Genomic DNA, 26,979 nt, shown 5'->3' with positions numbered 1-26,979 from the left:
AACAAGGACATACGCATGACACGTGATTATGAATTATATCCAGATGATGATAACGGAAATGTACTTTGGCAAATGGCTGAGGATGGCGACGACCTATCTGAACCGCATGAAATAGAATATTCGATTGCCTTTCAAGAGCAGTCACAAGCAGAAAAGTGTGCGTTGTATTTATTACAAGAAGAGCAAAAAATCACTTTGTTTGTCGATGAAGAAAGCGACGTATCTGAGTGGATTATTACCATCTATGTGTATATGGAACCTGAGTATTCAGACATTGTTGACTTAGAACAATGGTTTACTAAAATTGCAGAACAGTTTGGTGGTGAATATGACGGCTGGGGCTGTATGGCCTATGTCTATGACGACGAAGATGATGAGGACTATGAGCAAGGTCAGGCCTAAAAAATGGTCAAATTTAAAGCATGTTGAAAAACATGCTTTTTTGTTGATGGGTAGAAAAAGGCAGCAGGCCGCGTTTGGCTTGTCTAAAAATATGCACAAAAAAAATACAGTATGTAGGTTTGAGCGTTCTAAACTAAATCTGAATATTTGAAAAGAACGAGAAAAATCATGTCAAATAGTGTTCAATTACACCGCGTATTTAGTGCACCCGTCGAGCGCGTCTATCGTGCTTTTACCACTGCAGATGCTTTAGTGAAGTGGATGGCACCACATGGCTTTACCGCACATGTAGATCAGTTTGATTTGCGAGAAGGTGGTCAATATCGCATGTTCTTTACCAACTTCAGTACAGGCATGCAGCATTCATTTCATGGCACTTATCATGAAATCGTTGAAAACAGTTTATTACGCTATACCGATGAGTTCGATGTACCTGAACTAGCAGGAAAAATTGAAGTGCGTGTTGAGTTTAAAGAAGTATCTGTCGGTACAGAGGTTCATATTACGCAGTCTGGTTTACCCGATGTGATTCCTGTCGATGGTTGTTATTTGGGTTGGCAAGAGTCATTGCAACTCTTGGCTTTTTTAGTGAATCCAGACATTCCTGATGAATAGTGCATTGTCATCGTTGAACAATAGAATAAGTTGCACCATAGATTTAAAAGGAGTTTTGCATGCCAATACGCATGAAGCGGATTTATGCGCCTGTCGAAGCAGAGGATGGCAAACGGATTTTGGTCGATCGGTTGTGGCCACGAGGGGTCTCAAAACTTGAGGCTAAAATAGATGAATGGCCAAAAATTCTCACGCTATCCAATGAACTACGGAAATGGTATCACCAAGACATGGTGGCACACTGGGATGCGTTTAAAGTCCGTTATATGAAAGAACTGGAAGCACATCCCGCCGAGTTGAATGATTTCGCCAACTGGCAGTGCGTGAGCAAATTACTTTACTCACCGCAGCCAAAGAAGAACAGCATAACCATGTGGTGATTTTGAAGCAGTGTTTGGAACAAAAGTAAGTATTGAGCTGATGCTATTACAGGGAAAATTTATATTTTCCTAGGGTTTATTTTATTCATTCCGTGACAAGGCTAAAGCCTTAAAATAAATAGGTGATTCGCATCGTTTTTGTCTGAAAAATGCTATATTGGCGTTTTGAGCAATGTGAATTGCTTATTTTTTTATTTTTGAGGTTTTTATGTCTTTACCCAACTGCCCAAAATGCCAGTCCGAATATACCTATGAAGATGGTGACTTGCTGATCTGCCCTGAATGTTCAAACGAATGGAAAGAGGGAGAAGCAACTGAAGAAGTAGTGGCAATTAAAGATGCCAACGGCAACTTACTTGCTGACGGTGACACGGTAACGGTGATTAAAGATTTAAAAATTAAAGGTTCGTCATCGGTGGTGAAAGTCGGAACCAAAGTGAAAAATATTCGTTTACTGCCAGATGCCGCAGATGGTCATGACATTGACTGTAAGATTGACGGTGTCGGTGCGATGAAACTGAAATCTGAGTATGTGAAAAAAGCCTAATCCGCTGAGTTTGCAGTTCGAGATTAAAACGGAGTCAATTAGACTCCGTTTTTGTTTTTTAGCCATTTTGAAAAGATATTAAGCGTTGAAACACCCGCACAGCATGCTATAAAGATAAAAACCTGTTGAAGAATACGCTATGCCACATATCCACCTTGAATATTCAGACAATATCGACACCCTTGAAGTTAAGCCGATGTTATTTGCGTTAAACCAAGCTTTGCTAGATGGTCAGTTTGTACAATCGGGCAATGACATCAAAAGTCGTGCTATTCGACAGTCCGATTTTGTTATTGGGGTAGATGGCGATGCACAGGCTTATTTGCATGCCAAAGTGTCCTTATTAAGCGGACGAGATGAAGCCACCAAGTGTGCCATTTCGAGCCAGTTACTTAAAACATTGCAGCAAAACTTTATAGCGCCTCAGGATTTAACGGTACAAATTTGTGTAGAAATTATTGAAATGCCAAAAAGCAGTTATAGCAAATTGGTATTAAAAGCATAAAATTAGGAAGAGTGCCAAACCGCTTATTGGGCCGATATTGCATGTCATTTAAACGGTTTGAGGCTGTCATGCGTTATTCATATAGCGCTGTTATTTTAAAAAAATAAAATCTGGGCTGGTAGTAAATGCACTTTTTTTTATAAAAGAAGTCATTTATATTTTATGAAATTGGATGATTTTTTATTCGGTTTTGGTGGATCTACAATCACTTTAAAATAACAATAGGTGAGCTTATGTCAGGATGGTACGAAGTAAGTCAGGCAAATGATGGCCAATATCGTTTTGTTTTAAAAGCGGGAAATGGCGAGGTCATTTTGACCAGTGAACTGTATAAAGCAAAAGCGTCAGCACATAATGGAATTGAGTCGGTGCAAAAAAATAGTCCTGATGATACGCGTTATGAACGCTTAGAAGCTAAAAATGGCAAACCTTATTTTAACTTAAAGGCTGCCAATCATCAGATTATTGGTACCAGTCAGTTTTATGCCAGTGAGCAATCCAGAGATAAAGGCATTGAGTCGGTGAAAAACAATGGTTCAAGCACCACGATTAAGGATTTGACGACTTAAGATCAGATTACATATTTTGCTTGTTTTAAGAGTTAAAGAAAACCGCGTGTTTGCTATGGATGGCGCACGCGTTTTTTTATGCGGTTTGATTTGTAGTGTAGGAGTGCGATGTGGATTTTCGATTAGTTGGAGATGAGCATGCAGGGCATGAAATTATCTTCAAACTCAAACAATGGGATGATGCCATTTGTAAAATGGATGTACAAAATATCATTCGTCTTTGTCAGAGTGATGTCAGCTTGTTTGATATTGGGTTTGAGCTGCAAGGCGTGCAAGCCTATCAAGAATTGTGGAGACGATATGCCCCATTTTTTCGGGGGGAAATCAAAGTGTTTAGGCGTAACATCAATATTTTTAGTCGTGATGGTTTAGCTTTTTTACATTGTTATTCTAAATTGGATCATGCCAGTGGTGTTGCAACCCCTGAGATTCCTTGGTGCAGAACCACGCTATGTTTTCAAAAAACGGCAGGTGAGTGGTTGGTTGCCCATCAGCATATTTCGGTGCCTGTGGACTTTGAAACTAAAATGTCAAAGCCGATTCATTTTCCAGACTGAGCTCGACTAAAGCTTTAGCTTGGGTACAGGTTGAGCCACCTCTGTTTTGCTGGGCTATCTTTGAATGACAACATGAATAACTTAAGAAGAAGGTATCTATGGCATTTCAAGACTTTTACCGGCTAAGCTCTCATGCGGTGTTGACCAATGACGCAGGACAGGTTTTATTACTGAAAGCCAATTATGCTGATCAGGCTTGGGGGCTACCCGGTGGAGCCTTGGATATGGGAGAAACCATTCATCAGGCTTTACTGCGTGAGTGCCAAGAAGAACTCGGTTGTCAGGTTCAGATCGATTATTTATCGGGGGTGTACTTTCATTCGGCAGTGACCTCGCATGCCTTTATTTTTAGATGCCATTTGGCTGCATCTGCTGAAATCAGGCTCAGTGATGAACATACGGCCTATGCTTGGTTTGATCTAGATCAACTGTCGAAAGTACAACGGATTCGCGTTGAAGATTGTTTAAATTACACAGGTGTAGTGCAGAGCCGAAGTTTTTGAGTGCAAGATTAAGATTCCTCTGAAGTGGAGTGAGTGCATATGTTGAATAATAAGATCATAAAAAGAAATAGTCCCATTATTGGTGTGTTGTTGATGAGTGCCTTGAGCCAGTGGGCTTATGCTGAAACGGGCAACTATTTTATGCATAAAGACTGGGAGCTTGCCTGTGATAATACGGGTATGTGCCGCGCGGTGGGGTATCAAAGTGATGCTCAGTTTGGTCATCCAGTTTCATTGCTGATTTCTCGTCCCGCAGGTGCAGGCAGTGCGGTGCTCAGCCAAATTCAAGTGGCTGAGGAGTTTACGCAGGATACTGAAGCCAGTTTAAATGTAGGAGGGACATCTCTGGGGAACCTAACCATCGATGCCAAGAAAAGTACTGCGAAACTGTCCAGTGCTCAAAGTGCGCAGTTGCTAAAGGCTTTGGTGGGCGCAGAAGATATTCGTCTTACGACCCAAGCACAGCAGTGGCAAATTTCAACTGCTGGGGCAAATGCAGTTTTGCTCAAAATGGATGATATACAAAAACGCGTAAATACACCGAACGCGGTATATCAAAAAGGCAATCAGTCTGAGCAAAATGTTCTACAGCCCAAAGCCATCCCTAAAATTGGTATTACGGGATATCGACCTGCGGTTGCCAACCATTTTGCCGTGGACAGTAAAAATGCGCATCAACTCTTTAAAAAGTTAAAAGCAACAACAGATGAACAAGACTGTCCAAATCTCTATGAGGCACGTTTTTTTGAGGAAGATCGGGTTTCAGTCTATCCGCTGAATGCGGAACAAGTGGTGGTTCAAGTGCCATGTTGGCGTGGGGCGTACAATGAAGGTCTAGGTTATTGGGTTATGGACAAAGCATTGCAAAAGATTCAGCAGCAAGTCACCACATCAGGCTCAAGTTTTAGTGAGGCGCAAATTTTCTCAGAACAAAAAGGGCGGGGTATCGCTGACTGTGGTATTCGTTCCGAGTGGGCTTGGAATGGAAAGGCTTTTGTCCTCAGTTATCAGGCACAATCGCAGCAATGTAAAGGCTTTGCAGGTGGTGCGTGGAACTTACCCACTTATGTCGCGATCGTTGCGCGAACGGATTAAGTCGCGCTTGCATTTAGTTTAAGAATAATGTCATCCAGCGGCTTGATACGTTTGACTTCATCCCAGAGGGCTTTGGCTTCAGGATAGTGTTTAGACATCATGCCAAGCCATTGCTTATAACGTCCGACCATATTCATTTCTTTTTTATAGCCGCCGTTTAAAAAACGGATTTGTAAGGTCAGTAGCTCATTCCATGTCAGCAAAGGTGTATCGATATTTTGACGAATACATTGGGTCAAATCGGGTGTGGTCACGGCACCACGTCCAATCATCAAATCTTCACAGCCAGACTCTAAGCGACACTGTTTCGCGTCTGTATTGTTCCAAATTTCGCCATTGGCAATCACATTGATCTTTAAAGCTTCACGAATCGGGCGGAGCTGATCCCAAAAAGCGGGTGGGGTATAACCATCGGCTTTGGTACGTGCATGCACGGTAACCCACGCCGCACCTGCATCTTCAATGGCATGAGCATTGTCCAACATAAAATGTCGGTCCATATAGCCTAAGCGCATTTTCGCAGAAACAGGAATATGTGCAGGAACCGCATCACGTACTGCTTTGACCAGTTCATGTACTACTTCTGGCTCATCTAAAAGCACCGAGCCACCACGGTGACGGTTCACGGTTTTGGCTGGACAGCCAAAATTCATATCAATGGCGGGCGCACCGAGTTTCACTGCACGGATGGCATTGGCAGCCAACATTTCAGGGTCATTACCCAAAAACTGCACATGCACGGGTGTTCCCGCCGCTGTTTTTCCGCCATTGAGTAATTCAGGGCAATACTGGTGGTAAATATGATCGGGTAACACCGAATTGGTCACACGGATAAACTCGGTCACACACCAGTCGAAGCTACCTACAGACGTGAGCACATCACGCATGATTGGGTCGGTTAAGCCTTCCATTGGTGCAAGAATGAGTTTCACAGCGGTGTCACCAGTCAAATAGAAAAACGGTGTTATACGCAAATCCGATCACGCTGTCTAGTCTAATGCGTTTGGGTTAAATCGAAATAGTTTTGAATCTGTGTCTCCTCGACAAAGGCGTCATCATGTGAAACTAAAATAACCGCCCCTGTAAAGTCGCGAATAGCCTGTGCCAACAGTTGTCTTGAGTCGATGTCGAGATGATTTTCGGGTTCATCCAGTAACAGTAAATCCACAGGCTGTGCTGCGAGACTGATACACAGTAAAGCGACTTTGAGTTGTTCACCGCCACTGAGTAGTGAGATGGGAAGCAGAGCTTTATCTCGTCGAATTCGAAGTTGCCCCAATTGATTTCGACACGCCTCATCGGACAAAGACGGATTCAATAATTGTAAATTGTGTACCGCATTCAGTTCTGGATTCAGTAGGCTAAAGTTTTGATCTAAATATAACGATGCTCCACGCTTAAAAATGTCTCCCGATTGAACATGACTATGATTTTGAATGGCACGAAGTAGAGTCGACTTACCTGAACCATTTTGGCCCCGCAATTGGACTTTTTCTCCGTTGTGTAAGGCGAAAGAAATAGGCGAGATAGAAAGTGCTGCTAAACCCACTGCTTTTAAACGAAGAATTTCACCTGTTTGTTTAGGTTGAAAATGGAAATCAAACTTTTGTGACTTAATCTGTTCTAGTTGCTGCTGTTTGTTTTTGAGCTCATCTTGTGCTTGTTCTTTTTGGCGAAGTTGTTGCTGCGCGACTCCCGATAAGGTTTGACTCGCACGTTCTTTTTTAAAGTCGAGCAGGATTTTGGCTTGAGAACCAGAGCTTCGTAATTTCTGCCCAGACTTTTGCCTTTTCTGAGCTTTCATGCGCTGCTCATGCTGTTGGATTTGTAATTGTTTGAGTTCGCGTTTCTCTTGCGAGATATTGTGTTGTAGCGCCTGCTGGTGTTGCTCTGTGTGTGACTGATACTCGGCATAGTTGCAACGAAAGTGTTGCAAGCCAAAATCATTTAAAACATAGGTATTGGAGATTTGATTTAACAATGTGCGGTCGTGGCTAATGACTAAACAGCCAGCAGGATGTTGAAGGATTTTTTGACTTAACCACGCACGACTTGCATGGTCTAAGTGATTACTGGGTTCATCAAGAAGTAAATAATGCCCAGTTTGTAAAAAAAGGCGACACAGTGCCAGTTTAGTTTTCTGACCTTCACTGAGTTGAGAAACCGAGCTAGATAGATCTGTAGGTAAGTTGGCACTTTCCAGTAATTTCAACCATTCAGTGGGTTGATGCCATGCATGTTCGACGCGATCATAGTCTTCAAAGCTCGCAGTCGATTGTTCAATACGCTGAAAACTGGCATAGAGGTCTGAAACGCCAAGCGCCTCCGCAAGCGTACAGTTGCTTAAACGCTCAAGCTGGCTTAAGTAGGAAAATGGCATATGCCAAATCACTTCGCCACTCGCATAATTGGGCATGTGCGTCTGAGTGAGTAAGGACATTAATATTGATTTGCCTTGACCATTTCGTCCAATCAGAGCTGAACATTGGGCATCGGGCAATTCAAAGTTTAAATGTTGAAAAAGTGGTTCATGAGCAAATTGAACACTGAGATTTTTTACAGTACAGGCCTGTTGGGTCATTGAAGACTCCTTTATACAGGACATACAAAATAAATTTTTATAGAGATATAGAGCAGTAAATAAGTTTATTTTGCACGTCAGAAAACAAATAAATTAGATTTGACGGAAAATAAGACTTACTTCATTGGCGTTACTCTAAAATAGAAGAAGGAGGGATATTTAGCCAGTATAACAGGTGGATAAAAAAATGATCCATCTCATTGTCTTTCTTATGTACTTAAGGTTTATCGATCAGTGCTATTGGTTAGGGAATATTGTCATACACTAGTCGAAGCTTTCTGTAGATGTAAGTACAACCTGCATGATTGGTTTAGTGAGGCTTTTGTGAGTGCCTAGATGAGTTTTAAACTTATTCCGCATAACGCCCACTTCATTAAATAGAAGGGGTAAGGATTTATTACAGAAAATATATTAGATAAGTGAGAACATTGTTATTTGTATTATTGAGGCTAATAGCAGGAATGTTATCTAAAACCCAAAAACTATTTAAAACTAGTCTCTTTACCTTAGCTGTGGGATGTAGTGTTCATTCAAATGCATATGAAATAGAGGAAAAGCAAAAAGATATTGAAACTGCTGTTAACCAGTCATTTAAACCACTTATGGAACAGTATGGTGTGGCAGGAATGGCGATAGGCGTCATCTATAAGGGAGAAAACTACGAACACTATTATGGTCTTCAATCTAATAATGATAATAAAAAAGTAGATAGTCGGACTATCTTTGAGTTGGGTTCTGTCAGCAAGCTTTTTACTGCAACCGCGGGTGCTTATGCTAAGACTCAAGGAAAATTATCTTTTAAAGATCATCCAAGTCAATATTGGCCAGCTTTAAAGAATTCAGAAATTGATAAGGTGAGTTTGCTGGAATTAGCGACCTATACTAGTGGTAATTTACCTTTACAATTTCCTGATTATGTCAAAACAGATGAGCAAATTTTAGACTATTTTCAAAATTGGCATATAAAAAAACCTTCTGGTAAATATCGTCAATATTCAAACCCAAGTATTGGATTGTTTGGCGAGTTAACAGCAAGATCAATGAAAGTCCCTTTCCCATCATTACTAGAACAGGTGATTTTTCCAAGTCTTCATTTAAAACACACTTATGTGAACGTTCCAGAGGAACAGATAGAACATTACGCTTTTGGGCATGATCAAAAGAATAATCTTATTCGAGTTAATCCTGGTGAATTAGATGCTCAAGCATATGGGTTTAAATCTACACTTCCAGATATGCTGAATTTTTTAAACTCAAATTTGAATGTAGAAAAAAATAGTTCAAAGATAAAGACAGCCATTTTAGAAACGCACAAAGGCTATTTCAAGCTTGGAAATATGACGCAGGCGCTTGGGTGGGAGACATTCTCTTATCCGACTACCTTAGAAATTTTGCAAGAGAGCAATTCTGAAAGCGTTGTTATGCAATCAAATCCAGTTATAAAGGATATTAGTCAGTCAAAATCCAAAGTTTTTCATAAAACTGGTTCTACTAATGGTTTTGGAACTTACGTTCTTTTTATTCCTGAAAAAGGCTTTGGGCTAGTCATGTTAATGAATAAAAGAATCCCAAATGAAGAACGGATAAAAGCGACATACAACGTATTCAACACAGTAAAAAGTATTTAAGTTTTTCTAAAATTTACATAATACGAAATGCACTCAATAATTTTTTCTAAATCAAAAAATTGAGGTCTACTAAAAAGCCCAGTTTATTCAAGCTGGGCTTTTCTACTGAATTATCACGCTCTAGGTCTACTTATCGAGCAATGTTCTACGTTTTTAATTAGTAAAACTAAAAAAGACTTTATCTTCCCAAAATCATTTCCAATACAAACTTAGATCCGATAAAACCGACAGCCAACAAGAAGAATCCAATTAAGGTAAAACGAATCGCTTTTTGACCGCGCCAACCAAAACGGTAATGTCCGATGAGCAAAGCCCCATACACAAACCAAGAAATAATACTAAAAGCGGTTTTATGTGCCAGATGTTGGGCAAAAAAGTTATCGATGGTAAAGAAACCAAAAACCAACGCTACGGTCAGTAAAAGAAAACCCGTTTTAATTAAGTCAAACAGTAAAGACTCCATCGCTTGAAAAGAGGGCAGTAAGTTAACCCAAAAGCGTTTCTTCTGTTTGTTCTTTAACTCACGATCTTGGAACCATAAAATCACGGCTTGTATGGTCGCCATGAGTAGCACCGCATAGGCCGACAGCGATAAAATGATATGAATATCTAAACCCAATGAGCGCTGTTCAATAAATTGAGTGGACTGACTAAAGGCAAAACCTAAAATGAGTCCTGTAGCAGCCACAGGAATTCCAATCAGGTTCAAAGCTAGAATTGGACGATAAGTGCTATAGAGTAGACTGAGTAACAACATGAGCCCAGATGTAAATGACATTAAGACAAAAACGTCATAATTCACTCCCATTGGCGTGAGCATGTCATGGTACAAAACAGTTGCATGTAGTAATAAGCCTAAGCCTAAAATAATGCCAATAAACCAATGGTTTGGATCACGTTTAGCCATTAACTTGAGAAACAAATACCAAAAAGAGGTGGTATAAGCGACTAATGCTAAGATGGTGTAAACCAAGGGCAGGCTAATCATGTCAAACCTTTTTCAGGATGATGAATATTCATTTATATAAATTCGGTGCGAACTACAGTATCCTATAGCATTCTATGCATAAATTTTCTATTTTAAGAAAGATTTTTTTGCAACTAGCAATTTTAAGCGGATTTTGCAATGTTTGATACCTTAACGGAACGACTCACGCAGAGTTTAAGAAATGTTACTGGCTCTGGGCAGCTAACCGAAGACAATATTAAAGATACCCTACGTGAAGTACGTATGGCACTTCTTGAAGCCGATGTTGCACTTCCTGTAACTCGTGAATTTATCGCGAAAGTTAAGGAAGAGGCGTTGGGTCAAGAAGTCATGACTCAATTATCGCCAGGCCAAGCATTTGTTAAAATCGTGCATGACGAATTGACAAAAATGATGGGTGAGGCAAATGAAAGCCTTGATCTTGCAGCAAAACCTCCTGTTGTAGTCCTACTCGCGGGCTTACAAGGTGCAGGTAAAACAACAACGGCTGCAAAACTTGCTCGCTTCTTACAAGAACGCCAAAAGAAAAAAGTAGCGATGGTATCTGCCGACGTTTACCGTCCAGCAGCAATTAAACAGCTACAAACCGTTGCAGGTGAAGTTGGCGCGATTTTCTTTGAATCGAGTGCAGACGAAAAACCGATTACCATTGCAACACGTGCAATTGAACAAGCCAAAATTCAGTTTGCGGATGTCTTGATCGTCGATACAGCAGGTCGTCTACACGTAGACGATGAAATGATGGACGAGATCAAAGAACTTCATGCGGCCATTAAGCCAACAGAAACTTTGTTCGTGGTCGATGCCATGACCGGTCAGGATGCGGCAAATACAGCCAAAGCCTTCAATGATGCACTGCCATTAACTGGTGTGATTCTAACCAAAACTGATGGTGATGCGCGCGGCGGTGCAGCGCTTTCAGTACGTGCAATCACAGGTAAGCCAATCAAATTCTTAGGTATGGGTGAAAAGCTCGATGCCTTAGAGCCATTCCATCCTGAACGTGTTGCACAGCGTATTTTGGGTATGGGTGACGTACTTTCTTTGGTCGAAGAGCTTGAACGTAAAGTCGACAAAGAAAAAGCTGAAAAAATGGCGAAAAAACTGCAAAAAGGCGGCAGCTTCAACTTTGAAGATATGCTAATGCAGTTTGAGCAAATGAATAAAATGGGCGGTATGATGGGCTTCTTGGATAAGTTGCCTGGCATGAGCAATGCAGGGATTCAAGATGCGTTGGCGCAAGCGAACCCTGAAAAGCAAGTGAAAAAGATGGAAGCGATTATCCAATCGATGACCATCAAAGAGCGTCGTAATCCAGACCTGATGAACCCAAGCCGTAAAAAACGTATTGCAGCAGGCTGTGGTATGGATGTCGTTGAAGTCAATAAATTGATTAAACAACATGCGCAAATGGCGAAAATGATGAAAAAGTTTGCCAATCCGTCAGGTATGGCAAAAATGATGAAATCATTAAGCGGTATGCAAAAACAGTTTGGTGGTGGCGGCGGAATGGGACCATTATTTGGTGGCAACGATAAGAAGTAATCTGCTTCTTACCATTTCAGAAAAAGGCGCGTTGAGCGTCTTTTTTTATGTTGTTTTGTGAGTCATGGAAAATATTATGTGTATTTTCAATACCCTCGATCAATAACAAAAACGCACTGTTTATGGCTTGAAAGTTGCGTAAAATTTATTCTTTTCAAACATTATAATAAGAAGTTGAAAATGAATGGATCAAAACAACATATCTATATTGTGCATGGCTATCAAGCATCGCCCAATGACCATTGGTTTCCGTGGCTAAGTCAAAAACTCAGTCAAATGGATCTGCATGCTGAAGTAAAACGCTTAGTACTCCCGCATAGTGATGCACCACATTTCGAAGAGTGGCAGCAGGCTTTAGCCCTGCAAATGACCACTTTGGATGAACATACCATCATCATTGCGCATAGTTTGGGGTGTCTGGCGACTTTACATTATCTCAGTAGTAAACTGCGTGAACGTCGAATCAAAGCGATCTTCTGTATTGCGGGCTTTAAAGCGGCTTTAAAAAGCTTACCTGAGTTAAGTGGCTTTATTGCGCAAGCGAAGTTGGACAGCGGTATACTCCACTCTCACATCGCTTCACGTGTGGTGATGTTTTCCAATAATGACCCTTATGTTCCACCGCCTTTGGCCCTTACCTTTGGGCACTTCTTGAGTGCAGAGGTACTGGAGGTGAAACGTGCAGGGCATTTTATGCGTGAAAATGGCTATGCTGAATTTGAGCTACTGCTCAATACCTTAAAACCCCTTTTACAACAGCAGGCGGTGGCTCAGGGTTGATGCTGAATATAATATTGTAGCCCTTTAAGTAATAAATCATTTTCAATGCATGGTGCATACTCTGCCAAATAGCGCGCAAATACAGGCGCATCACCGCCAGTTAAAATCAGTTGGCGTGGAGATTGTTGCAAGACTTTTTCAATGGTACTGACCAAGCCGAGCAAAATCCCATGATGCACTGCGTCGATGGTATTACGACCGGGACCGAGTTCATCAAAAGCCGCATCTGGAATTTTAATGCCTTTGGTGTTTTGGATCAGCGAGTCTCGTTGTAAGTAGAGATTTGGTAAAATATAGCCGCCCAAATGCTGCAAACCATCCGCCAAGTCGATGGTCAGCGCCGTGCCACAGCTAATCACACAATAGTTCTGCTCTGGATTACGTGCGACGGCCAACACTTGCAACCAACGGTCAATCCCGAGTTGTTCAGGCTGTTCATAGCCACATTGTAAGCCAGCATAGTTGGCCTGTACTTGAGCAAAGGTGATCGGCACATTTAAACTTTTTAAAAGTCTACGGATTCGGTCATTATTTTTTTTGTCCTGAACCGAAGAAACACCAATCTGTTGGATGTTTAAATTTTTAAAATGCTGAATCAGACCTAAAAGCAAATCGGCAGGGGACTGTAAATGTAACTCAGCCCCTTGTTCCAAAATTTGATCTTCCTGCGTAATCCAATACTTCAGACGAGTATTACCAATATCTAACCATAAATTTTTCATGATGATGCTCAATCATTTAAACAGGGATCATTGGGCGTAAACGGCCTTGATAAAAGCTTTCAACACCATTGGCGGTCTGAATTTGTACTGCACCATCATCTTGAATGCCCAAAAAGATGCCTTGAGACAGACCTTTCATATGTTCAAATTCGACCTGTTGCTGCATAAATGCTGCGTAATGATTGAAACGAGAAGCCAAATTTGCACTGTTATGGGTGAACCATAGGCCTGCCTGTTGAATCGCCAGATACAGTTCTGCCATTAAGCGAATTCGATCTGCTTGGGCTAAACCCAGCTGTTCAAGTGAGCTGGTGGCTTGATCAAGCTGGGTATCTTCGACTTGGTTGATATTGATGCCCACCCCAATAATAGCTTGGTGGCTCGATAGCGGTTCAACTAAAATTCCGCCCCATTTACCTTGAGCACTGTAAAGGTCATTTGGCCATTTCACTTGCAGAGCAAGGCCTTGCAAACTCGGCATTTGCAAGATATTTAACGCAATTTCTAAAGCCAAGCGCCCATCTATAGGTGTTTTGGTTTGTAGCAATGTGCTTAAATAGATGTTTCCTTCAGGAGAAACCCATTGTCGTTGGCGCTGTCCACGACCTTGAGTTTGTCGTGTACTGCAGACCAAAACGCTCTGAATCCCTTTTTGCGCAATTTCACGCACATCATCATTGGTGGATGTGGTAACTGGCTTAAGCAATAAAACTTCAGGAAGTTGCTGTGCTTCAGCGAGAAGCTGTTGTAATTGGCGTGTCTCTAAATCCATATGAATCTGAGAAAAGTGAAAAATGATCATGGAGTTAATCATATATTTACTGATTGGCGCAATCGCTGGTTTTGCTGCGGGGCTATTTGGGGTCGGTGGTGGACTCATTATCATCCCGATTTTATATGTGGTGTTTACTCATCTGAACTATGAACCGAGTGTCATTATGCACATGGCGGTTGGCACATCACTGGCGACCATTATTGTCACGTCAATGAGTTCCGTGAGTGCGCATCATAAACGTGGAGCCGTGCTATGGTCTGTGTTTCGCAATTTGGCCCCAGGTTTAGTTATGGGCGCTTTTTTAGGCGCAGGCATTGCAGACTATATGTCAGGACATGGCTTACAACTGCTGATCGGTTTTTTTGCGGTATGGGTGGCGTACAAAATGTTTAGTGGCGCACATGTTGAGGTCGATCCATCGCGTCAGTTACCTTCTACAGGCAAACAGTTATTTGTCGGTGCAGGCATAGGTGTAGCTTCTGCGATCTTTGGCATTGGTGGGGGAAGTTTGACGGTGCCGTACTTAAACCGTCATGGTGTGGTTATGCAAAAAGCAGTGGCGACGTCTGCGGCTTGTGGCTTACCAATTGCAGTGGCTGGCGCTATAGGTTTTATGTGGTTCGGGCATCGGGCTGAAGTGAATGTACCGAATACCATTGGTTATATTCATGTCTATGCTTTTTTGGGGATTGCGGTCATGAGTTTTATCACTGCCAAGTTTGGGGCAAAAGTGGCGCATCTTTTATCGCCTGCGATGTTGAAAAAGTGTTTTGCTGGTTTGTTGGTGGTAGTTGGTTTATATTTTATTTATCAAGGTTTTAGTTCTTAATTTCTTTGACAATGTTGTGTGCGTTGCTGTTGATTGGCATTATAGACGGTAAAATTGTTAGACAATGACATAGTGTTTAGCGTTTAAGATCGGGTAAAACCTAAAAATAGGTCACTAAAGACCATGGATTGCATCTTATAAAAACAAGTTAGGAACAGTATGCAAGCACATGATACAGAGAGTTTGTCCGAACAAATTGCCAAGCACATCAGTGAGCAAATCATTCGCGGTGAGTTGGTCGAAGGTGAGCGCATACAAGAATTACGTATTGCCGCTGAACTGGATGTGAGTCGCGGCTCGGTGCGTGAGGCCTTGTTACTACTTGAACGTACACATCTGATTGAAATCTACCCGCGTCGCGGCGCTATAGTCTCTGAAATGTCCGCTCAGCAAGTGCGCGCCTTGTTTGACACCAGTAGTCTGCTGTTGGGGCAAATTGTGCAACGCATAGCGGAGACGTGGCGCAGCTATGAAGCGGAACGTTTACAGCTGTTATTGGATGAATTGGGGAATCAACTGAAACAGGGCAGTATCGAAAAATTTTATGATTTGATTTTTGAAGGATTGGCGCGGCAGCATGAAATGGTGGGCAATGCCTATTTGATGAAGTTTTACCAAGAACTGTTACCCTCGATACGTCGGAGCTATTTTTTAACCTTAAATACTTCGCGTAGAGAGTTACAAGAATCTTATGATTTATTTAAACTGGTGACTGATGCTGTTTTAATCAGAAAATCACAACAAGCTACTTTATTTATGGAAGATTTTTGTCGACACTTACGTAACTTGGTGTTGGAATCTCTGACCCGAATGAAACAAATTGAACTTGCGTGGGCGAGACGCTCACGACGTTAGTCAGGACATTATGCGTTTAAGCAGTTTAAAACTTTCCGGCTTCAAATCTTTTGCCGACAGTACCACACTACACTTTAAAGATAACCGCACCGCAGTGGTTGGGCCGAACGGTTGTGGCAAATCCAATGTGATTGATGCTATTCGCTGGGTCATGGGCGAATCCAGTGCTCGCCAACTGCGCGGCGGTAGCATGCAGGATGTCATTTTTACAGGCACGGCAAAGCGTAAACCTGTCAGTGTCGCCAGTGTAGAACTGCGTTTTGACAACACTTATGGCAAGTTAGGCGGTAGCTATAATGCCTATACCGAACTGGCGGTCAAACGTCAGGTCAACCGAGATGGTAAGTCTGAATACTTTTTAAATGGCACCAAATGTCGTCGTCGGGATATTACCGATATATTCTTGGGCACAGGTTTAGGGCCACGTTCTTATTCGATTATTGAACAGGGCATGATCAACCGTTTGGTCGATGCAAAACCTGAAGAAATGCGAGTTTTTATTGAGGAAGCTGCAGGGGTTTCGCGTTATCAAGCACGTCGCCGTGAAACTTTATTGCATTTGGATCACACCACGCAAAATTTATCGCGTTTAGAAGATATTGCCTCTGAATTAAGATCACAGTTAAAAACTTTAAAACGTCAGGCTGAAACCGCGATTCAGTACAAAACACTGGAAAGCCAAATTCGTACCATTAAAGTCGAAGTTTTATCTTTTCAGTGCGAACAAAGCAGCCGTTTACAGCAAGAATATACGCTGCACATGAATGATTTGGGTGAGCAGTTCAAGCTGGTGCGTTCAGAGTTAACCACTTTAGAGCATGATTTGACGTCAACCAGTGAGCTATTTCAACGTCTGATTCAGCAGTCCACGCCACTACAGAGTGAGTGGCAACAGGCAGAGAAAAAGCTGGCTGAGCTGAAAATGACTTTGGAACAAAAGCAGAGTCTGTTCCAGCAAAACACCACCACTTTGGCACAGCTTGAACAGCAGAAGGCGCAAACCAAAGAACGTATGCAGCTGATCGAGTTACAACTGGAAAGTTTGCACGAACAAAATGAGCTTCATACTGAACAGTTACAACAGCAAGAAAGTCAAAACCAACAGCAAAGCCAAGGTTTAACGGACTTAAAAGCACAGCAGCAACAGTTGCTTCAACAGTTTGAACAAGTCAAAAGTTTGGTTGAAAAACAGCAGCAACAAAAAACGCAAATGTTGGCGCAAAGTGAACAGTTGGCCAAAAACATTTTACGCTTTGAACAGCAAAAGCAGATTTTAGAGCAGCAAGCGGCGCAAATTCAAAACCAAAGCCAGTTGGATGCAATTGATCAGTTGTTACATGCCAAGCAAGACGCCGAGGCACAGCAGTTACAACGTGAGCAAAGTATCATTGAGGTGCAGTTGCAGCTGGATGATTTGCGTATCCAACTTCAAGCTGCTCAAACTGAGCTGAATCAACATAAAGCAGATATACAGGTCTTAAGTGCCGAGCAGAAGCATCTCAAGCAGCTTTTGGTCAAAGTGAGTGCCTTAAAAAATAGTGATCATCCTCAGTTGATGCATGTGCTGCAGCTTAAAGATGCGGCTAAAACCCATGCCGCGCTGGTCGAAAAATTCTTAGCCAAATGGCTTTCAGCGCATTGTTTGGACAACAGCGATGCATTCACCGATGCCGTTGCACGTCAGTTAACGCCTCAGCCGCATGTTGAACTGATCGAAATTGCAGGTTGCGATAGCCTAGCCAGTTGGATTGAATCGCCACAATCCTCTTTGTGGCAGCAGGTGGGGGTGACCACCAACTTAAAACAAGCCCTAGCGCTGCAAAAGCAATTGAAAGATGGTCAGTCTCTTCTGAGTTTAGACGGTTACCATGTCGGCGTGGACTGGGTGATTGGTTTGGATTATGACGAAGCAAGCCAAGCTGGACAGGGTGCGTTAAGTCATCGGATTCGTTTAGATGAAATTGAACAGAGTCTTGCTGAAAAGACGGGACTTCTGACTCAGCTTGAAACGAAAACTACCGAGCTTCGTACTCAAGTCCAAGCGGTGGATGAACAGTTAAAAGCCGATCAACAACTGTTGAAAAAAGAAGTTCAAGCGACGCAGCAGATTGATTTAAATATTGCCAAAGTGCAAAGTACCAACCAAGCCTTTGAAGTGCAAAAGCAACAATTGGCCAATCAACTGGCGCAGCTAAACAGTCAGCTTGAAGAAGATGCCATGCAAAAAGATGATCTAGAGATTGATCTGCATGCATTGAATATTAAGCTAGAGCAAAATTTGCCAAACTACAAAACCATGCAGTTCCAAGTGGAGTCATTGACTGAGCAACTGGATGATAGCCAGCAGCAGGCACAGCAGGTTTGGCAGGCGCTTGAAATGGTGCGTAGTCAGGCGGTGCAAACCACACAGCAGATTGAACTGTTAGAAAAAGACAGTACTTTCTTAAAAGCGCAGTATCAGCAAATTTTGTCGCAGATGGAGCAGGCCAAAAAGTTTATTGACCCTGTACAACTTGAGCTGCCTGCCTTAGAAAGCCAGTTCAGCGAACAAGCACAGATCACTGAAAAGCTGCAAAAAACATGGTCTGAATGGCAAGTTGAACTGAATGCGGTGCAAGAGCGTCAGCAAAGTTTGACCGAACACCGTCATCAACAGCAACAACAAGATGAAAAGCTGAGAACCCAGTTAGAAGAGAAACGTTTGGCGTGGCAAGCCGCAAAGTCAGACTTACAACATTATTCTGAACAGCTGAAAGAAATGAATGTTGAACCTGTTGAGGGTTTGAGCATTGAGATCAGCAGTCATCAACAGACTCTGGAAAAAGCGCAGCAGCAGTTTGAGAAATTGGGCGCCGTCAATTTGGCGGCTTCAGAAGAATATGAAGAAGTATCAAAACGTTTTGAAGAGTTGAGTCATCAAATTCAAGATTTGGAAAATACCGTTGAGCAGTTGCGTGCTGCAATGAAAAGTATTGACCAAGAAACGCGTAAACTGTTCATGAGCACTTTTGATCGGGTCAATACAGAACTACAAGATCTGTTCCCGAAAGTTTTCAATGGTGGAGAAGCGAGTCTGACTTTGGAAGATGACTGGCAATCTGGGGTTAAACTCATGGCTCGTCCGCCAGGCAAGCGCAATAGTTCATTGGCGCTACTTTCAGGGGGAGAAAAAGCCCTGACGGCATTGGCTTTAGTGTTTGCGATTTTCCGTCTCAATCCATCACCATTTTGTGTTTTGGATGAAGTTGATGCGCCTTTGGATGATGCGAACGTGGGAAGATTTTGTAATCTTGTAAAAGAGCTTTCTGAACAGGTGCAATTCATTTACATTACCCATAATAAACTCGCAATGACGATGGCGACCGACTTGTTAGGTATTACGATGCCTGAACCGGGAACATCAAAGTTAGTGACTGTAAATTTAGAACAGGCAAAAGAATACGGTTTAGTCGCGGAGGCCTAATAAGATGGAATACACAACAATTATTGGTATCGTCATAGCAGTGATCATTATGCTGTTTGGGGTTCGAATGATTTTTCGAAAGCCGGCAGATGCAGCGCCTTCACTTGAGTCCGCATTGCATATCGATGCTGACAGTCAAAAACCGATTATCCCGCGTCACGTACGTGATCAACTGCAAACGGCATCAGTTGAAGAGGCTGAGCGTCAAGAGCCGACTTTAAACGAAAGCTCTGTAGAAGAGACACTATCTGAAAAAGCCGAACCGAAAGCTTTGGATGCAGACAGTGTGCTCGAAAGCAGCAGTACTGAACCAAGTTTGGATGCATCAGCTGAGGTAGAAAATAAAGCAGTAGACTCAGTCGCTCCTGAAAATGCTGTAGCAGATGCAACGGAATTAACGACTGAAAGCGCAAGCTCCTCGCTTGTTGATGACCAAGCAAAAGCGGATAAAGCTGAATTTAGTTTAAATGCCAACGTCGAAAAAGCTGAAATTTCAGAGTTTGACGATGAAAGCAGCATTTTAGATGCACATCTGTATGAGCAAAAAATTGTCGATGATGAAAGTGCCTTAGCCACAGCAGAGTCGTTTATTGCCCTGAATGTTTATCCTGAACGTCGTGCGTTGTCTGGTGAGAAAACCTTAAAAGTTTTAATGAAGTATGGTTTACGTTTTGGCGAAATGTCTTGTTTCCATCGCTATAACGAAGATGGAACGAAGTTACTGTTCTCTGTGTTGCAAATTACTGATACAGGCATGGATGGTTTTGACTTGGAAAATCTGTCGACTGATCCAATTAAAGGCTTGGCATTTTTCTTGGCTTTACCACACCGCGATGTCCAAAATGCCTTTGACACCATGGACAGTATTTCACGTTTGATTGCTCGTGAAATCGATGGCACGGTTTATGACCAAAACAACCAAGAGTTCACGCCACAACTGCGTGAGCATTGGCGCCATTTGGCGATTGATTACCGTGCTGGACAAGCAATCGATGCTTAATCTGATTGAAAGCAGTGGTAACGATTTCTATAATAGACAGTAGAAATACAATTTTTAGGGCGGAACAAAGACCGCCCTTTTTTATGGTGAAATTATGACTCAACCTTCGACTGTCGTTGCGCAAATGCGTCAACTGATCCAAATTTTGGCACAGCATAATCATGCTTATTATGTGATGGATCAGCCGACTATTTTAGACAGTGAATATGATCAGCTTTTTCATCAGTTGAAAGTTTTAGAAGAACAATACCCTGAGTGTATTCAGCCAGATAGCCCGATCAATAAAGTCGGTGCTAAACCTTTGGCGAAGTTTACGAGCGTGACCCATGTGGTACCGATGCTGTCTTTAGGCAATGTGTTTAATCAAGAAGAACTCTTTGCTTTTGCACGCCGTGCAGAAGAACGGTTGCCGAATCAAACGATTCAATATGATGTCGAACTGAAGTTTGATGGTCTTGCCATTTCACTGTGGTATGAACAGGGTGTGCTGGTGCGTGGGGTGACGCGTGGTGATGGTGAAACAGGGGAAGACATTACTCAAAACGTCAAAACCATTCGTAACTTGCCGAAGGTGTTGACCACAAATCAGGGCGAAGTACCTACGCTACTGGAAGTTCGTGGCGAAGTTTTGATGCCTAAAGCAGGTTTTGAAAAGCTCAATGCCGAAAATGAAGCCAAAGGTGAGAAGACTTTTGCTAACCCACGTAACGCCGCAGCGGGAAGTCTACGTCAGTTAGACCCGAATATTGCGGCTTCACGTCCACTCGCATTTTATGCTTATGGTATTGCGCAGTGTGAACCGAACCATGGTCAAAGTACCATGTCGGAAAGTCTAGAGTGGTTGCAACAGTTTGGTTTTGCGGTTGGCGAGCGTCATTTTGTCTGCGATAGTATTCAAGAAGTTCAAGCGGTTTATGAGCAAATCAATGCGGAACGACCACAATTGAGTGTGGAAATTGACGGCATGGTGATTAAGGTCAACAGCCTCAAACAACAGCAACAGCTCGGCTTTTTAAGCCGAGAACCACGTTGGGCAACGGCTTATAAATTCCCTGCAGTGGCTGCGCTTACCACGGTTGAAAATATTGACTGGCAAGTGGGACGTACAGGTACACTCACACCTGTGGCGCGGTTGAATCCTGTCGCTGTGGGCGGCGTGACCGTTTCAAATGTGACCTTGCATAATATTGGAGAAATTCACCGTTTAGATGTGCGAATTGGCGATACTGTCAGTGTTTACCGTAGTGGTGATGTGATTCCCAAAGTGGAAAAAGTATGGCCTGAGTTCCGTCCTGTCGATGCCACTGAAGTTGAACTCCCGAGCCAATGCCCCGTGTGTGAATCGCCTGTGGTGATGCCCGAAGGTGAAGCTTTAGCACGTTGCTCTGGTGGTTTGTATTGTGCTGCACAGCGTATTGAGGCAATTCGCCACTTCGTATCACGTAAAGCGCTTGATATTGAAGGTTTGGGGGATCGTTGGGTCGAATCATTGTTACATCTTGATCTGCTTAAAGATGTGGCTGATATTTATCACCTACATGAGCACCGAGAAAAGCTATTAACCATTGAAAAAATGGGTGAGAAGTCCGTTCAGAACTTGATTGATTCGATTGAAAATAGCAAGAAAACTACTTTGGCTGCATTTATTTATGCATTGGGGATTCGTGGGGTGGGTGAAACCACAGCGCGTATGTTGGCCAATACCTTCCAAACTTTAGATGCGCTACGTTTCGCAGACATTGAAGCTTTAAAGAAAACCCCAGATGTGGGGGATATCACGGCAGAGTGGATTGTCGACTTTTTCCAAGCGCCGCATAACCTTGAAGTTTTAGACCGATTATTGGCGGCAGGTATTCATTGGGATGCGCCTGTGGCACCAAGTCGTCAACCTCTAAATGGCGAAAGTTGGGTCGTGACGGGTACACTCAGTACGATGGGGCGTGATGAAGCAACACAACTCTTGCAAGCACTGGGCGCACGTGTCAGTGGTAGTGTGTCGAGTAAAACTAAGTGTGTTGTTGCAGGTGAAAAAGCAGGTTCAAAGCTGGATAAAGCGGAGAAACTTGGGATTGCTGTGATCAATGAAGCTGAGTTTATTCAACTGATGCAAGATTATGGTCAGTTAGAGGCTTAGATTTTTGATTTGGATCAAAAATATACTGTTCAGATAATAGCGTTCAGTTAAAGCACATGACTAAAACGAATTTTAATGATGAGGGTTACAGCGGAGTCTTACGTATTCGCATCAAATGCTTGAAGTTCGTATGTTACTTTGGATTAGCCCAAAGTAACCAAAGGCATTAGTCATCAGCAAAACTCGTTCATTGCCATCAATGAATAAAATTGTCGCAGAAACAATTTTTTTCTAATGTAGTGTTGTTTCGAACAGTTGCTGATGACATTTCGTGTATCCCATACCTTCATAAATTTAGAAAAAGCATAATGCTCGTCAGTTATGAAATTGACTTGTACTATGCTTTTTATTTATTTTTAAGGAATATATTGCTTGATGACACCGTCATCGAGCAATTGTTGGAAGTGCTCAACGAGGCTTTCTTTGACATCTCGATACTCTAAACCCAATTCTTTTTGGCTCTTGTTCGCATCAAAATAAATCGGATAACCCATATTCAATTCAACAAACTCGCGGCTAAAACCAATGAATGGGCCAATCACCTTAAAAGCTGCTTTGGGAAGTTCATTTCGTGGAAATGGAAACTTCCAACCAAAATGTGCTTTAAGCAATTGACCGATTTCAAGCAGACTTAAAGTTCCACCACTTACAATGTAACGACCTGTTGCTTCTGGGGTGAATGCTGCTTGTAAGTGCGCTTCAGCAACATCTTGAACATCGACCACACCATTCCACATGGGTGGGACACCCGCTAAAGTCAAACCATTGGTAAACTGTTGTAAGACCTCAATTGAGCCTGACTGTGTATTTGGTGTCAATGAACGCCCAAAGACCAATGCAGGGTTAATGCATACCAACTGCCAACGATCTTGTGCCTCAGCCATTTCCCAAGCTTTACGCTCAGCCATCACTTTAGAATATGGATAAGGCTGATGGGTCTCAGAACTGCTGGTGTTCCAGTGACTTTCATCAAAAGTATTATGATCTGTTTTTAAAATATCAATGGCATCGCCATAGGTCGATGCAATACTCGAAGTGACAATGACGCGTTTAACGGATTCGGTTTCATTCACGGTGTTTAAGACATTTTCTGTACCCAAAACAGCAGGTTCAATGATGTCTTTCACTGCATCTTTATAGTTAGTAACGACGAAAGGAGAAGCCATATGAAACACAATTTCACAGCCCTGCATCGCTTCTTTAAAGGAATTGGGCTCGAGCAAATTGGCTTTAAAGAGTTTCAGTGTTCCAGCACTGCTGTCTGCAATTTTAGATAAATGCGCGAAGCTTTGGGTTTTGTTCAAGTCACGGACAGTGGCATGAACGGTATACCCTTGGGTTAATAATTTTTGAATCACCCAACTGGCAATATAACCTGATGCACCTGTAACCAGTACCGGTGCTTGTGTTGCTAAGTTTGTCATAGATTACCCATTGTTGTTTTAAGTATTGGCTTAGTGTAAACGTGAAAGCCATGAAAGTCTTTGCCTATGGGGTGAGTAGGTGCCTGACTTATGCGTCATTTTATAATATTGCACCACACTGTATTGAAAATGAGCGAGTAAAACGTATTTTTTCGCAGTAAGCTTAAATTTGTATTTTAGATCATATAGATAAGTCAAATGATAAAATACAATAAATAATGATAATTATTTTACATATAATAATGATTCTCATTAAAAATAAGTGTTGTTTAAAATGAAATCCTTCTCTAAGAAAATTCTTGCAAGCTCTGTTGGGCTTTTGATGATGGGTGGAGGCTGTTTACAGCTTGCTTTTGCAGAGGAGGTTTCAGTTTTACCTGCCTTAAAATCAGAAGCGCAATCACAACAAGGCTATGCCGATGGTAAATTGGCGAAGGCGGCTAACTTGGGTGCTTTAGGGAATAAGTCAGCGATTGATACACCATTTACGGTTTCTACTTATACAGAGCAACTGATTCGTGATCAACAAGCATCTACAGTGGGGGAAGTTTTAGAAAATGATGCCAGTATTCGTGCGACGACCAATCAAGGTCATTTAAACGAAAACTTCCAAATTCGTGGTTTTAGTGTCGGCTATGACGATATGGCTTATAACGGGTTATACGCTGTAGCTCCTATGGGACGTATACCAACAGATTTACTAGAATCGGTAACAGTATTGAAAGGACCGAATGCTTTGGTTGCAGGTATGGCACCAGCAGGAAGCGTTGGCGGAGTAGTGATTGCGAATTCTAAACGTGCCGACCAAGATCTAACACGTATTTCGACGTCATTAGAAGATGAGAGTTATTATAAAACCAATGTAGATGTTTCTCGTCGTTTTGGTGACCAAAAACAATTCGGAGTTCGTGTAAACGGCACATATGGAGACGGTGAGCATCTTATTGAAGGTATGGATGACCGTTTAGCGCTTGGTTCGATTGCAGCGGGCTATACGACCGATAAATTAAAACTAAACTTTGATGCTTATGCCATTCGTGAAAACCGTGATAATGGTTCACCTGCAATGGTCTCTATGCAAAAAACAGGCGTAGTTGCTGCACCAAAGGGTGATAATAATTACTTTGATCAAATTCATGGGGAAACCTATAGCCGTTATGCGGGCTTAAATGGTGAATATAAATTCACTCCTTATACCAAGGTTTTTGCAGGTGTGGGTTATGTTGAAAAAGGTTATTCGGGGCATATTTTTGGTACGCGTATGATCTTGCAGAACAGTGCAGGTGATGCAACTTCGCAGTACTATCGAGTCGCATCTAAAGAAAATAACCTAAGTGGTAATACGGGTATTGAAACTAAATTCAATACAGGCGCCATTAAACATACCCTTGGGTTACGTGCAGATTATGTACATCGCGAATACGATCAACACTCTCGTGCGACCAGTTCATCATTTACAACGAATCTTTATAATCCGAACTCGAACGGGACAATGCCAACGACCTATCCAACAGTTGTACCTTATGAGGATGATAAATTCATGAGTTATACCTTGACGGATCAAATTTCAATGTTGGATGACAAATTGCAGTTGATTTTGGGTGCTCGTTATCAAGATATGCAGTTAGAAAGTCTCACTACAGATGTGAAATACGATGAAAATAAGCTTTCACCAAGTTTAGGCATCGTAATCAAACCATTTGGAGAAAATTTATCTTTTTATGCAAGTTATGTTGAAGGTTTATCAAAAGCAGACTCAGTAACTTCTACCGCGGATGTGAATGAAGGAAAACTGTTTAAGCCTTACGAAACGAAGCAATATGAAGTGGGGACGAAGTATCAAGCTGGTTCTTGGTTAAATAGCTTGGCACTTTATCAAATTCAAAAACCGACTCTGATCACAACAGCTTTGGCGACAGCGGTTAATGGTAATACACAGATCACTGAAGATGGTGGAGAAAGTCGATCACGTGGTATTGAATGGTCCTTCTCAGGGAATTTGACTAAGGACTTAAGTCTACTGGGAAGCATGGCTTATATTGATGCTGAATATACAAAAGGTTCTACAAGCACCACTGATATTTCAGGCAATACGATTTATGGTGTACCAGACTTTACTGCCTCATTAGGTTTGGATTATGCCGTACCTGTGGTAGATGGTTTAAATGTTAATGCTCGGGCTAACTATGTTAGTGAACAATATTTAGATAGTTTGAATACCTATAAACTTCCTGACTATACTATTCTTGATGTTGGTGCGCGCTATAAAACAAAACTGGGTGGTGTAAACACGACTTTCTTAGCCAATGTCGATAACGTGACAAATAAAAAATATTGGGAAGGTGTGTTCAACTCTTACTATGCAACGGTTGGTGGTGCACGTACCTATAAATTCGGCGTCACTTTCGATTTCTAATTTTACTGAACAGCCCATTGCGATGCAGTGGGCTTTTTTTATGTCTGAATGCTGCCTCATTTAAGTTGAACGCAATGATGAAATTTCTCGGTTTACTCCTGTGCTGTGGTAGTTGTGTGCTGCTGTATTTGACCCATCCTAACCAAACGGTTCTTAAACAGACTGTGGCGAAAAAGTATCGTTGGGTCGGGTGGATTGGTTTTGTTTTGGCATTGGTCCTTTTACTGACGGTATTACCAAAACTGGTAGCGGTGTTGATGTGGTTACTGATGCCATTGGTGTTGTGGTCAGCACTACCATTTCTTCCTTTATTACATGGGGCTTTGACGCATGACGTTGCTACGCGATCAAAAGATACAACCTGACTGGTGGACGAAAAGCTTTGCGGGTGCAGTTCTTGGACTTAGTCTAGCTTTCGCTTTCGCTTTCGCTTTCGCTTTCGCTTTCGCTTTCGCTTTCGCTTTAGCTGCATTAATCACGATGTGGGGACTGCAATCTGAGTATCGTAGTCTTGCTCCACAGTTAGGGATGTGGTCGATTCCTTGGATTTGGCTACCGTTATTTTTTGTGGCCTATTTTATTCCACGCGGATGGCAGTCCATTGTGATTTATCTGTTTTTCAATGTTGTGGCTTACACACTCATATTTTGGCTCAGAGGGGAATAG

25 protein-coding genes and 1 pseudogene are annotated in these 26,979 nt (G+C 42.2%); 20 read left to right on the top strand and 6 right to left on the bottom strand.

Annotated elements, in window-relative coordinates:
- Positions 1–15 precede the first annotated feature (15 nt).
- The 9 genes and pseudogenes from WH214_RS06310 to WH214_RS06270 all read left to right on the top strand — a co-directional run bounded on the left by WH214_RS06310 (position 16) and on the right by WH214_RS06270 (position 5,173).
- Positions 16–402 (top strand): ribonuclease E inhibitor RraB, encoded by a 387-nt coding sequence (locus WH214_RS06310; RefSeq protein ID WP_004695219.1) that lies wholly within the window; start codon positions 16–18, stop codon positions 400–402.
- Positions 403–570: 168 nt separating this feature from the next.
- Complete coding sequence (locus WH214_RS06305) at positions 571–1,017, top strand: SRPBCC family protein (protein ID WP_010327413.1); 447 nt, start codon at positions 571–573, stop codon at positions 1,015–1,017.
- 59 nt (positions 1,018–1,076) lie between these two features.
- A pseudogene (locus WH214_RS06300) lies at positions 1,077–1,426 on the top strand (DUF488 domain-containing protein).
- Positions 1,427–1,605: 179 nt separating this feature from the next.
- Positions 1,606–1,944 carry a zinc ribbon domain-containing protein YjdM gene (locus WH214_RS06295; protein WP_004695225.1) on the top strand — a complete coding sequence of 113 codons (339 nt, stop codon included), beginning with the start codon at positions 1,606–1,608 and terminating at the stop codon, positions 1,942–1,944.
- A 139-nt stretch (positions 1,945–2,083) separates the two neighbouring features.
- Entirely contained in the window at positions 2,084–2,449 is a 366-nt protein-coding gene (locus WH214_RS06290) for a 5-carboxymethyl-2-hydroxymuconate Delta-isomerase (RefSeq protein ID WP_339422245.1), read from the top strand.
- Between the two features lie 233 nt (positions 2,450–2,682).
- Positions 2,683–3,018: a YegP family protein gene (locus WH214_RS06285; protein ID WP_004695228.1), complete on the top strand. Its 336-nt coding sequence runs from the start codon at positions 2,683–2,685 to the stop codon at positions 3,016–3,018.
- 110 nt (positions 3,019–3,128) lie between these two features.
- Positions 3,129–3,575, top strand: coding sequence for a YybH family protein (locus WH214_RS06280; RefSeq protein WP_339422246.1), 447 nt, complete (start codon positions 3,129–3,131; stop codon positions 3,573–3,575).
- A gap of 98 nt (positions 3,576–3,673) precedes the next feature.
- The gene (locus WH214_RS06275) at positions 3,674–4,078 is read left to right on the top strand and encodes an NUDIX hydrolase (protein ID WP_339422247.1); all 405 of its coding nucleotides are present in this window, start codon (positions 3,674–3,676) and stop codon (positions 4,076–4,078) included.
- 39 nt (positions 4,079–4,117) lie between these two features.
- Positions 4,118–5,173: a DUF1176 domain-containing protein gene (locus tag WH214_RS06270; RefSeq protein WP_339422248.1), complete on the top strand. Its 1,056-nt coding sequence runs from the start codon at positions 4,118–4,120 to the stop codon at positions 5,171–5,173.
- On the opposite strand, the gene WH214_RS06265 is transcribed toward WH214_RS06270, so the two are convergent.
- Both WH214_RS06265 and WH214_RS06260 read right to left on the bottom strand, forming a co-directional pair.
- Entirely contained in the window at positions 5,170–6,105 is a 936-nt protein-coding gene (locus WH214_RS06265; RefSeq protein ID WP_339422249.1) for a tRNA dihydrouridine synthase, read from the bottom strand. The two genes, WH214_RS06270 and WH214_RS06265, sit on opposite strands and share 4 nt — an antisense overlap.
- 62 nt (positions 6,106–6,167) lie before the next feature.
- Complete coding sequence (locus tag WH214_RS06260; RefSeq protein ID WP_339422250.1) at positions 6,168–7,754, bottom strand: ATP-binding cassette domain-containing protein; 1,587 nt, start codon at positions 7,752–7,754, stop codon at positions 6,168–6,170.
- A gap of 461 nt (positions 7,755–8,215) precedes the next feature.
- Here WH214_RS06260 and ampC point away from each other — a divergent pair, with 461 nt between their 5' ends.
- Complete coding sequence (ampC, locus tag WH214_RS06255) at positions 8,216–9,382, top strand: class C beta-lactamase (RefSeq protein ID WP_339993046.1); 1,167 nt, start codon at positions 8,216–8,218, stop codon at positions 9,380–9,382.
- Between the two features lie 178 nt (positions 9,383–9,560).
- Here the strand turns inward: ampC and WH214_RS06250 are convergent, their stop codons facing one another.
- The gene (locus WH214_RS06250) at positions 9,561–10,370 is read right to left on the bottom strand and encodes a cytochrome C assembly family protein (RefSeq protein ID WP_010327405.1); all 810 of its coding nucleotides are present in this window, start codon (positions 10,368–10,370) and stop codon (positions 9,561–9,563) included.
- A 138-nt stretch (positions 10,371–10,508) separates the two neighbouring features.
- Between WH214_RS06250 and ffh the strand changes: the two genes are divergently transcribed.
- Complete coding sequence (ffh, locus tag WH214_RS06245) at positions 10,509–11,915, top strand: signal recognition particle protein (RefSeq protein WP_010327404.1); 1,407 nt, start codon at positions 10,509–10,511, stop codon at positions 11,913–11,915.
- Between the two features lie 180 nt (positions 11,916–12,095).
- Positions 12,096–12,695 carry an RBBP9/YdeN family alpha/beta hydrolase gene (locus WH214_RS06240; protein WP_339422252.1) on the top strand — a complete coding sequence of 200 codons (600 nt, stop codon included), beginning with the start codon at positions 12,096–12,098 and terminating at the stop codon, positions 12,693–12,695.
- On the opposite strand, the gene WH214_RS06235 is transcribed toward WH214_RS06240, so the two are convergent.
- On the bottom strand, positions 12,686–13,417 hold the full coding sequence (locus WH214_RS06235) for a type III pantothenate kinase (RefSeq protein WP_151835768.1): 732 nt from the start codon (positions 13,415–13,417) through the stop codon (positions 12,686–12,688). The two genes, WH214_RS06240 and WH214_RS06235, sit on opposite strands and share 10 nt — an antisense overlap.
- 16 nt (positions 13,418–13,433) lie before the next feature.
- Positions 13,434–14,189, bottom strand: coding sequence for a biotin--[acetyl-CoA-carboxylase] ligase (locus WH214_RS06230; RefSeq protein WP_238893675.1), 756 nt, complete (start codon positions 14,187–14,189; stop codon positions 13,434–13,436).
- A 28-nt stretch (positions 14,190–14,217) separates the two neighbouring features.
- Between WH214_RS06230 and WH214_RS06225 the strand changes: the two genes are divergently transcribed.
- The 5 genes from WH214_RS06225 (at position 14,218) to ligA (ending at position 22,473) form a co-directional block, all read left to right on the top strand.
- The gene (locus WH214_RS06225; protein WP_339422253.1) at positions 14,218–15,021 is read left to right on the top strand and encodes a sulfite exporter TauE/SafE family protein; all 804 of its coding nucleotides are present in this window, start codon (positions 14,218–14,220) and stop codon (positions 15,019–15,021) included.
- 159 nt (positions 15,022–15,180) lie between these two features.
- Positions 15,181–15,876, top strand: a complete 696-nt coding sequence (locus tag WH214_RS06220; RefSeq protein ID WP_004983028.1) for a GntR family transcriptional regulator — start codon at positions 15,181–15,183, stop codon at positions 15,874–15,876.
- A gap of 10 nt (positions 15,877–15,886) precedes the next feature.
- A complete protein-coding gene (gene smc / locus WH214_RS06215; RefSeq protein ID WP_339422254.1) occupies positions 15,887–19,339 on the top strand; it encodes a chromosome segregation protein SMC in 3,453 nt (1,150 codons plus the stop codon).
- Between the two features lie 4 nt (positions 19,340–19,343).
- A complete protein-coding gene (locus WH214_RS06210; RefSeq protein WP_339422255.1) occupies positions 19,344–20,339 on the top strand; it encodes a cell division protein ZipA C-terminal FtsZ-binding domain-containing protein in 996 nt (331 codons plus the stop codon).
- 94 nt (positions 20,340–20,433) lie between these two features.
- On the top strand, positions 20,434–22,473 hold the full coding sequence (gene ligA / locus WH214_RS06205) for an NAD-dependent DNA ligase LigA (protein WP_339422256.1): 2,040 nt from the start codon (positions 20,434–20,436) through the stop codon (positions 22,471–22,473).
- 356 nt (positions 22,474–22,829) lie between these two features.
- Here the strand turns inward: ligA and WH214_RS06200 are convergent, their stop codons facing one another.
- Positions 22,830–23,897, bottom strand: coding sequence for an SDR family oxidoreductase (locus WH214_RS06200; RefSeq protein WP_184118448.1), 1,068 nt, complete (start codon positions 23,895–23,897; stop codon positions 22,830–22,832).
- Positions 23,898–24,171: 274 nt separating this feature from the next.
- Between WH214_RS06200 and WH214_RS06195 the strand changes: the two genes are divergently transcribed.
- The 3 genes from WH214_RS06195 (at position 24,172) to WH214_RS06185 (ending at position 26,979) form a co-directional block, all read left to right on the top strand.
- The gene (locus WH214_RS06195) at positions 24,172–26,313 is read left to right on the top strand and encodes a TonB-dependent receptor (RefSeq protein WP_339993042.1); all 2,142 of its coding nucleotides are present in this window, start codon (positions 24,172–24,174) and stop codon (positions 26,311–26,313) included.
- Between the two features lie 74 nt (positions 26,314–26,387).
- Positions 26,388–26,678, top strand: coding sequence for a hypothetical protein (locus WH214_RS06190; protein WP_171304196.1), 291 nt, complete (start codon positions 26,388–26,390; stop codon positions 26,676–26,678).
- On the top strand, positions 26,644–26,979 hold the full coding sequence (locus WH214_RS06185; RefSeq protein ID WP_339422258.1) for a hypothetical protein: 336 nt from the start codon (positions 26,644–26,646) through the stop codon (positions 26,977–26,979). The genes WH214_RS06190 and WH214_RS06185 overlap by 35 nt, the downstream gene beginning before the upstream one ends.

It is taken from the genome of Acinetobacter sp. MYb191, assembly GCF_037572605.1.
GTDB lineage: Bacteria > Pseudomonadota > Gammaproteobacteria > Pseudomonadales > Moraxellaceae > Acinetobacter > Acinetobacter johnsonii.
Note: the sequence above shows the minus strand (reverse complement) of the source record. Positions and strands in the feature narration are given on the sequence as shown.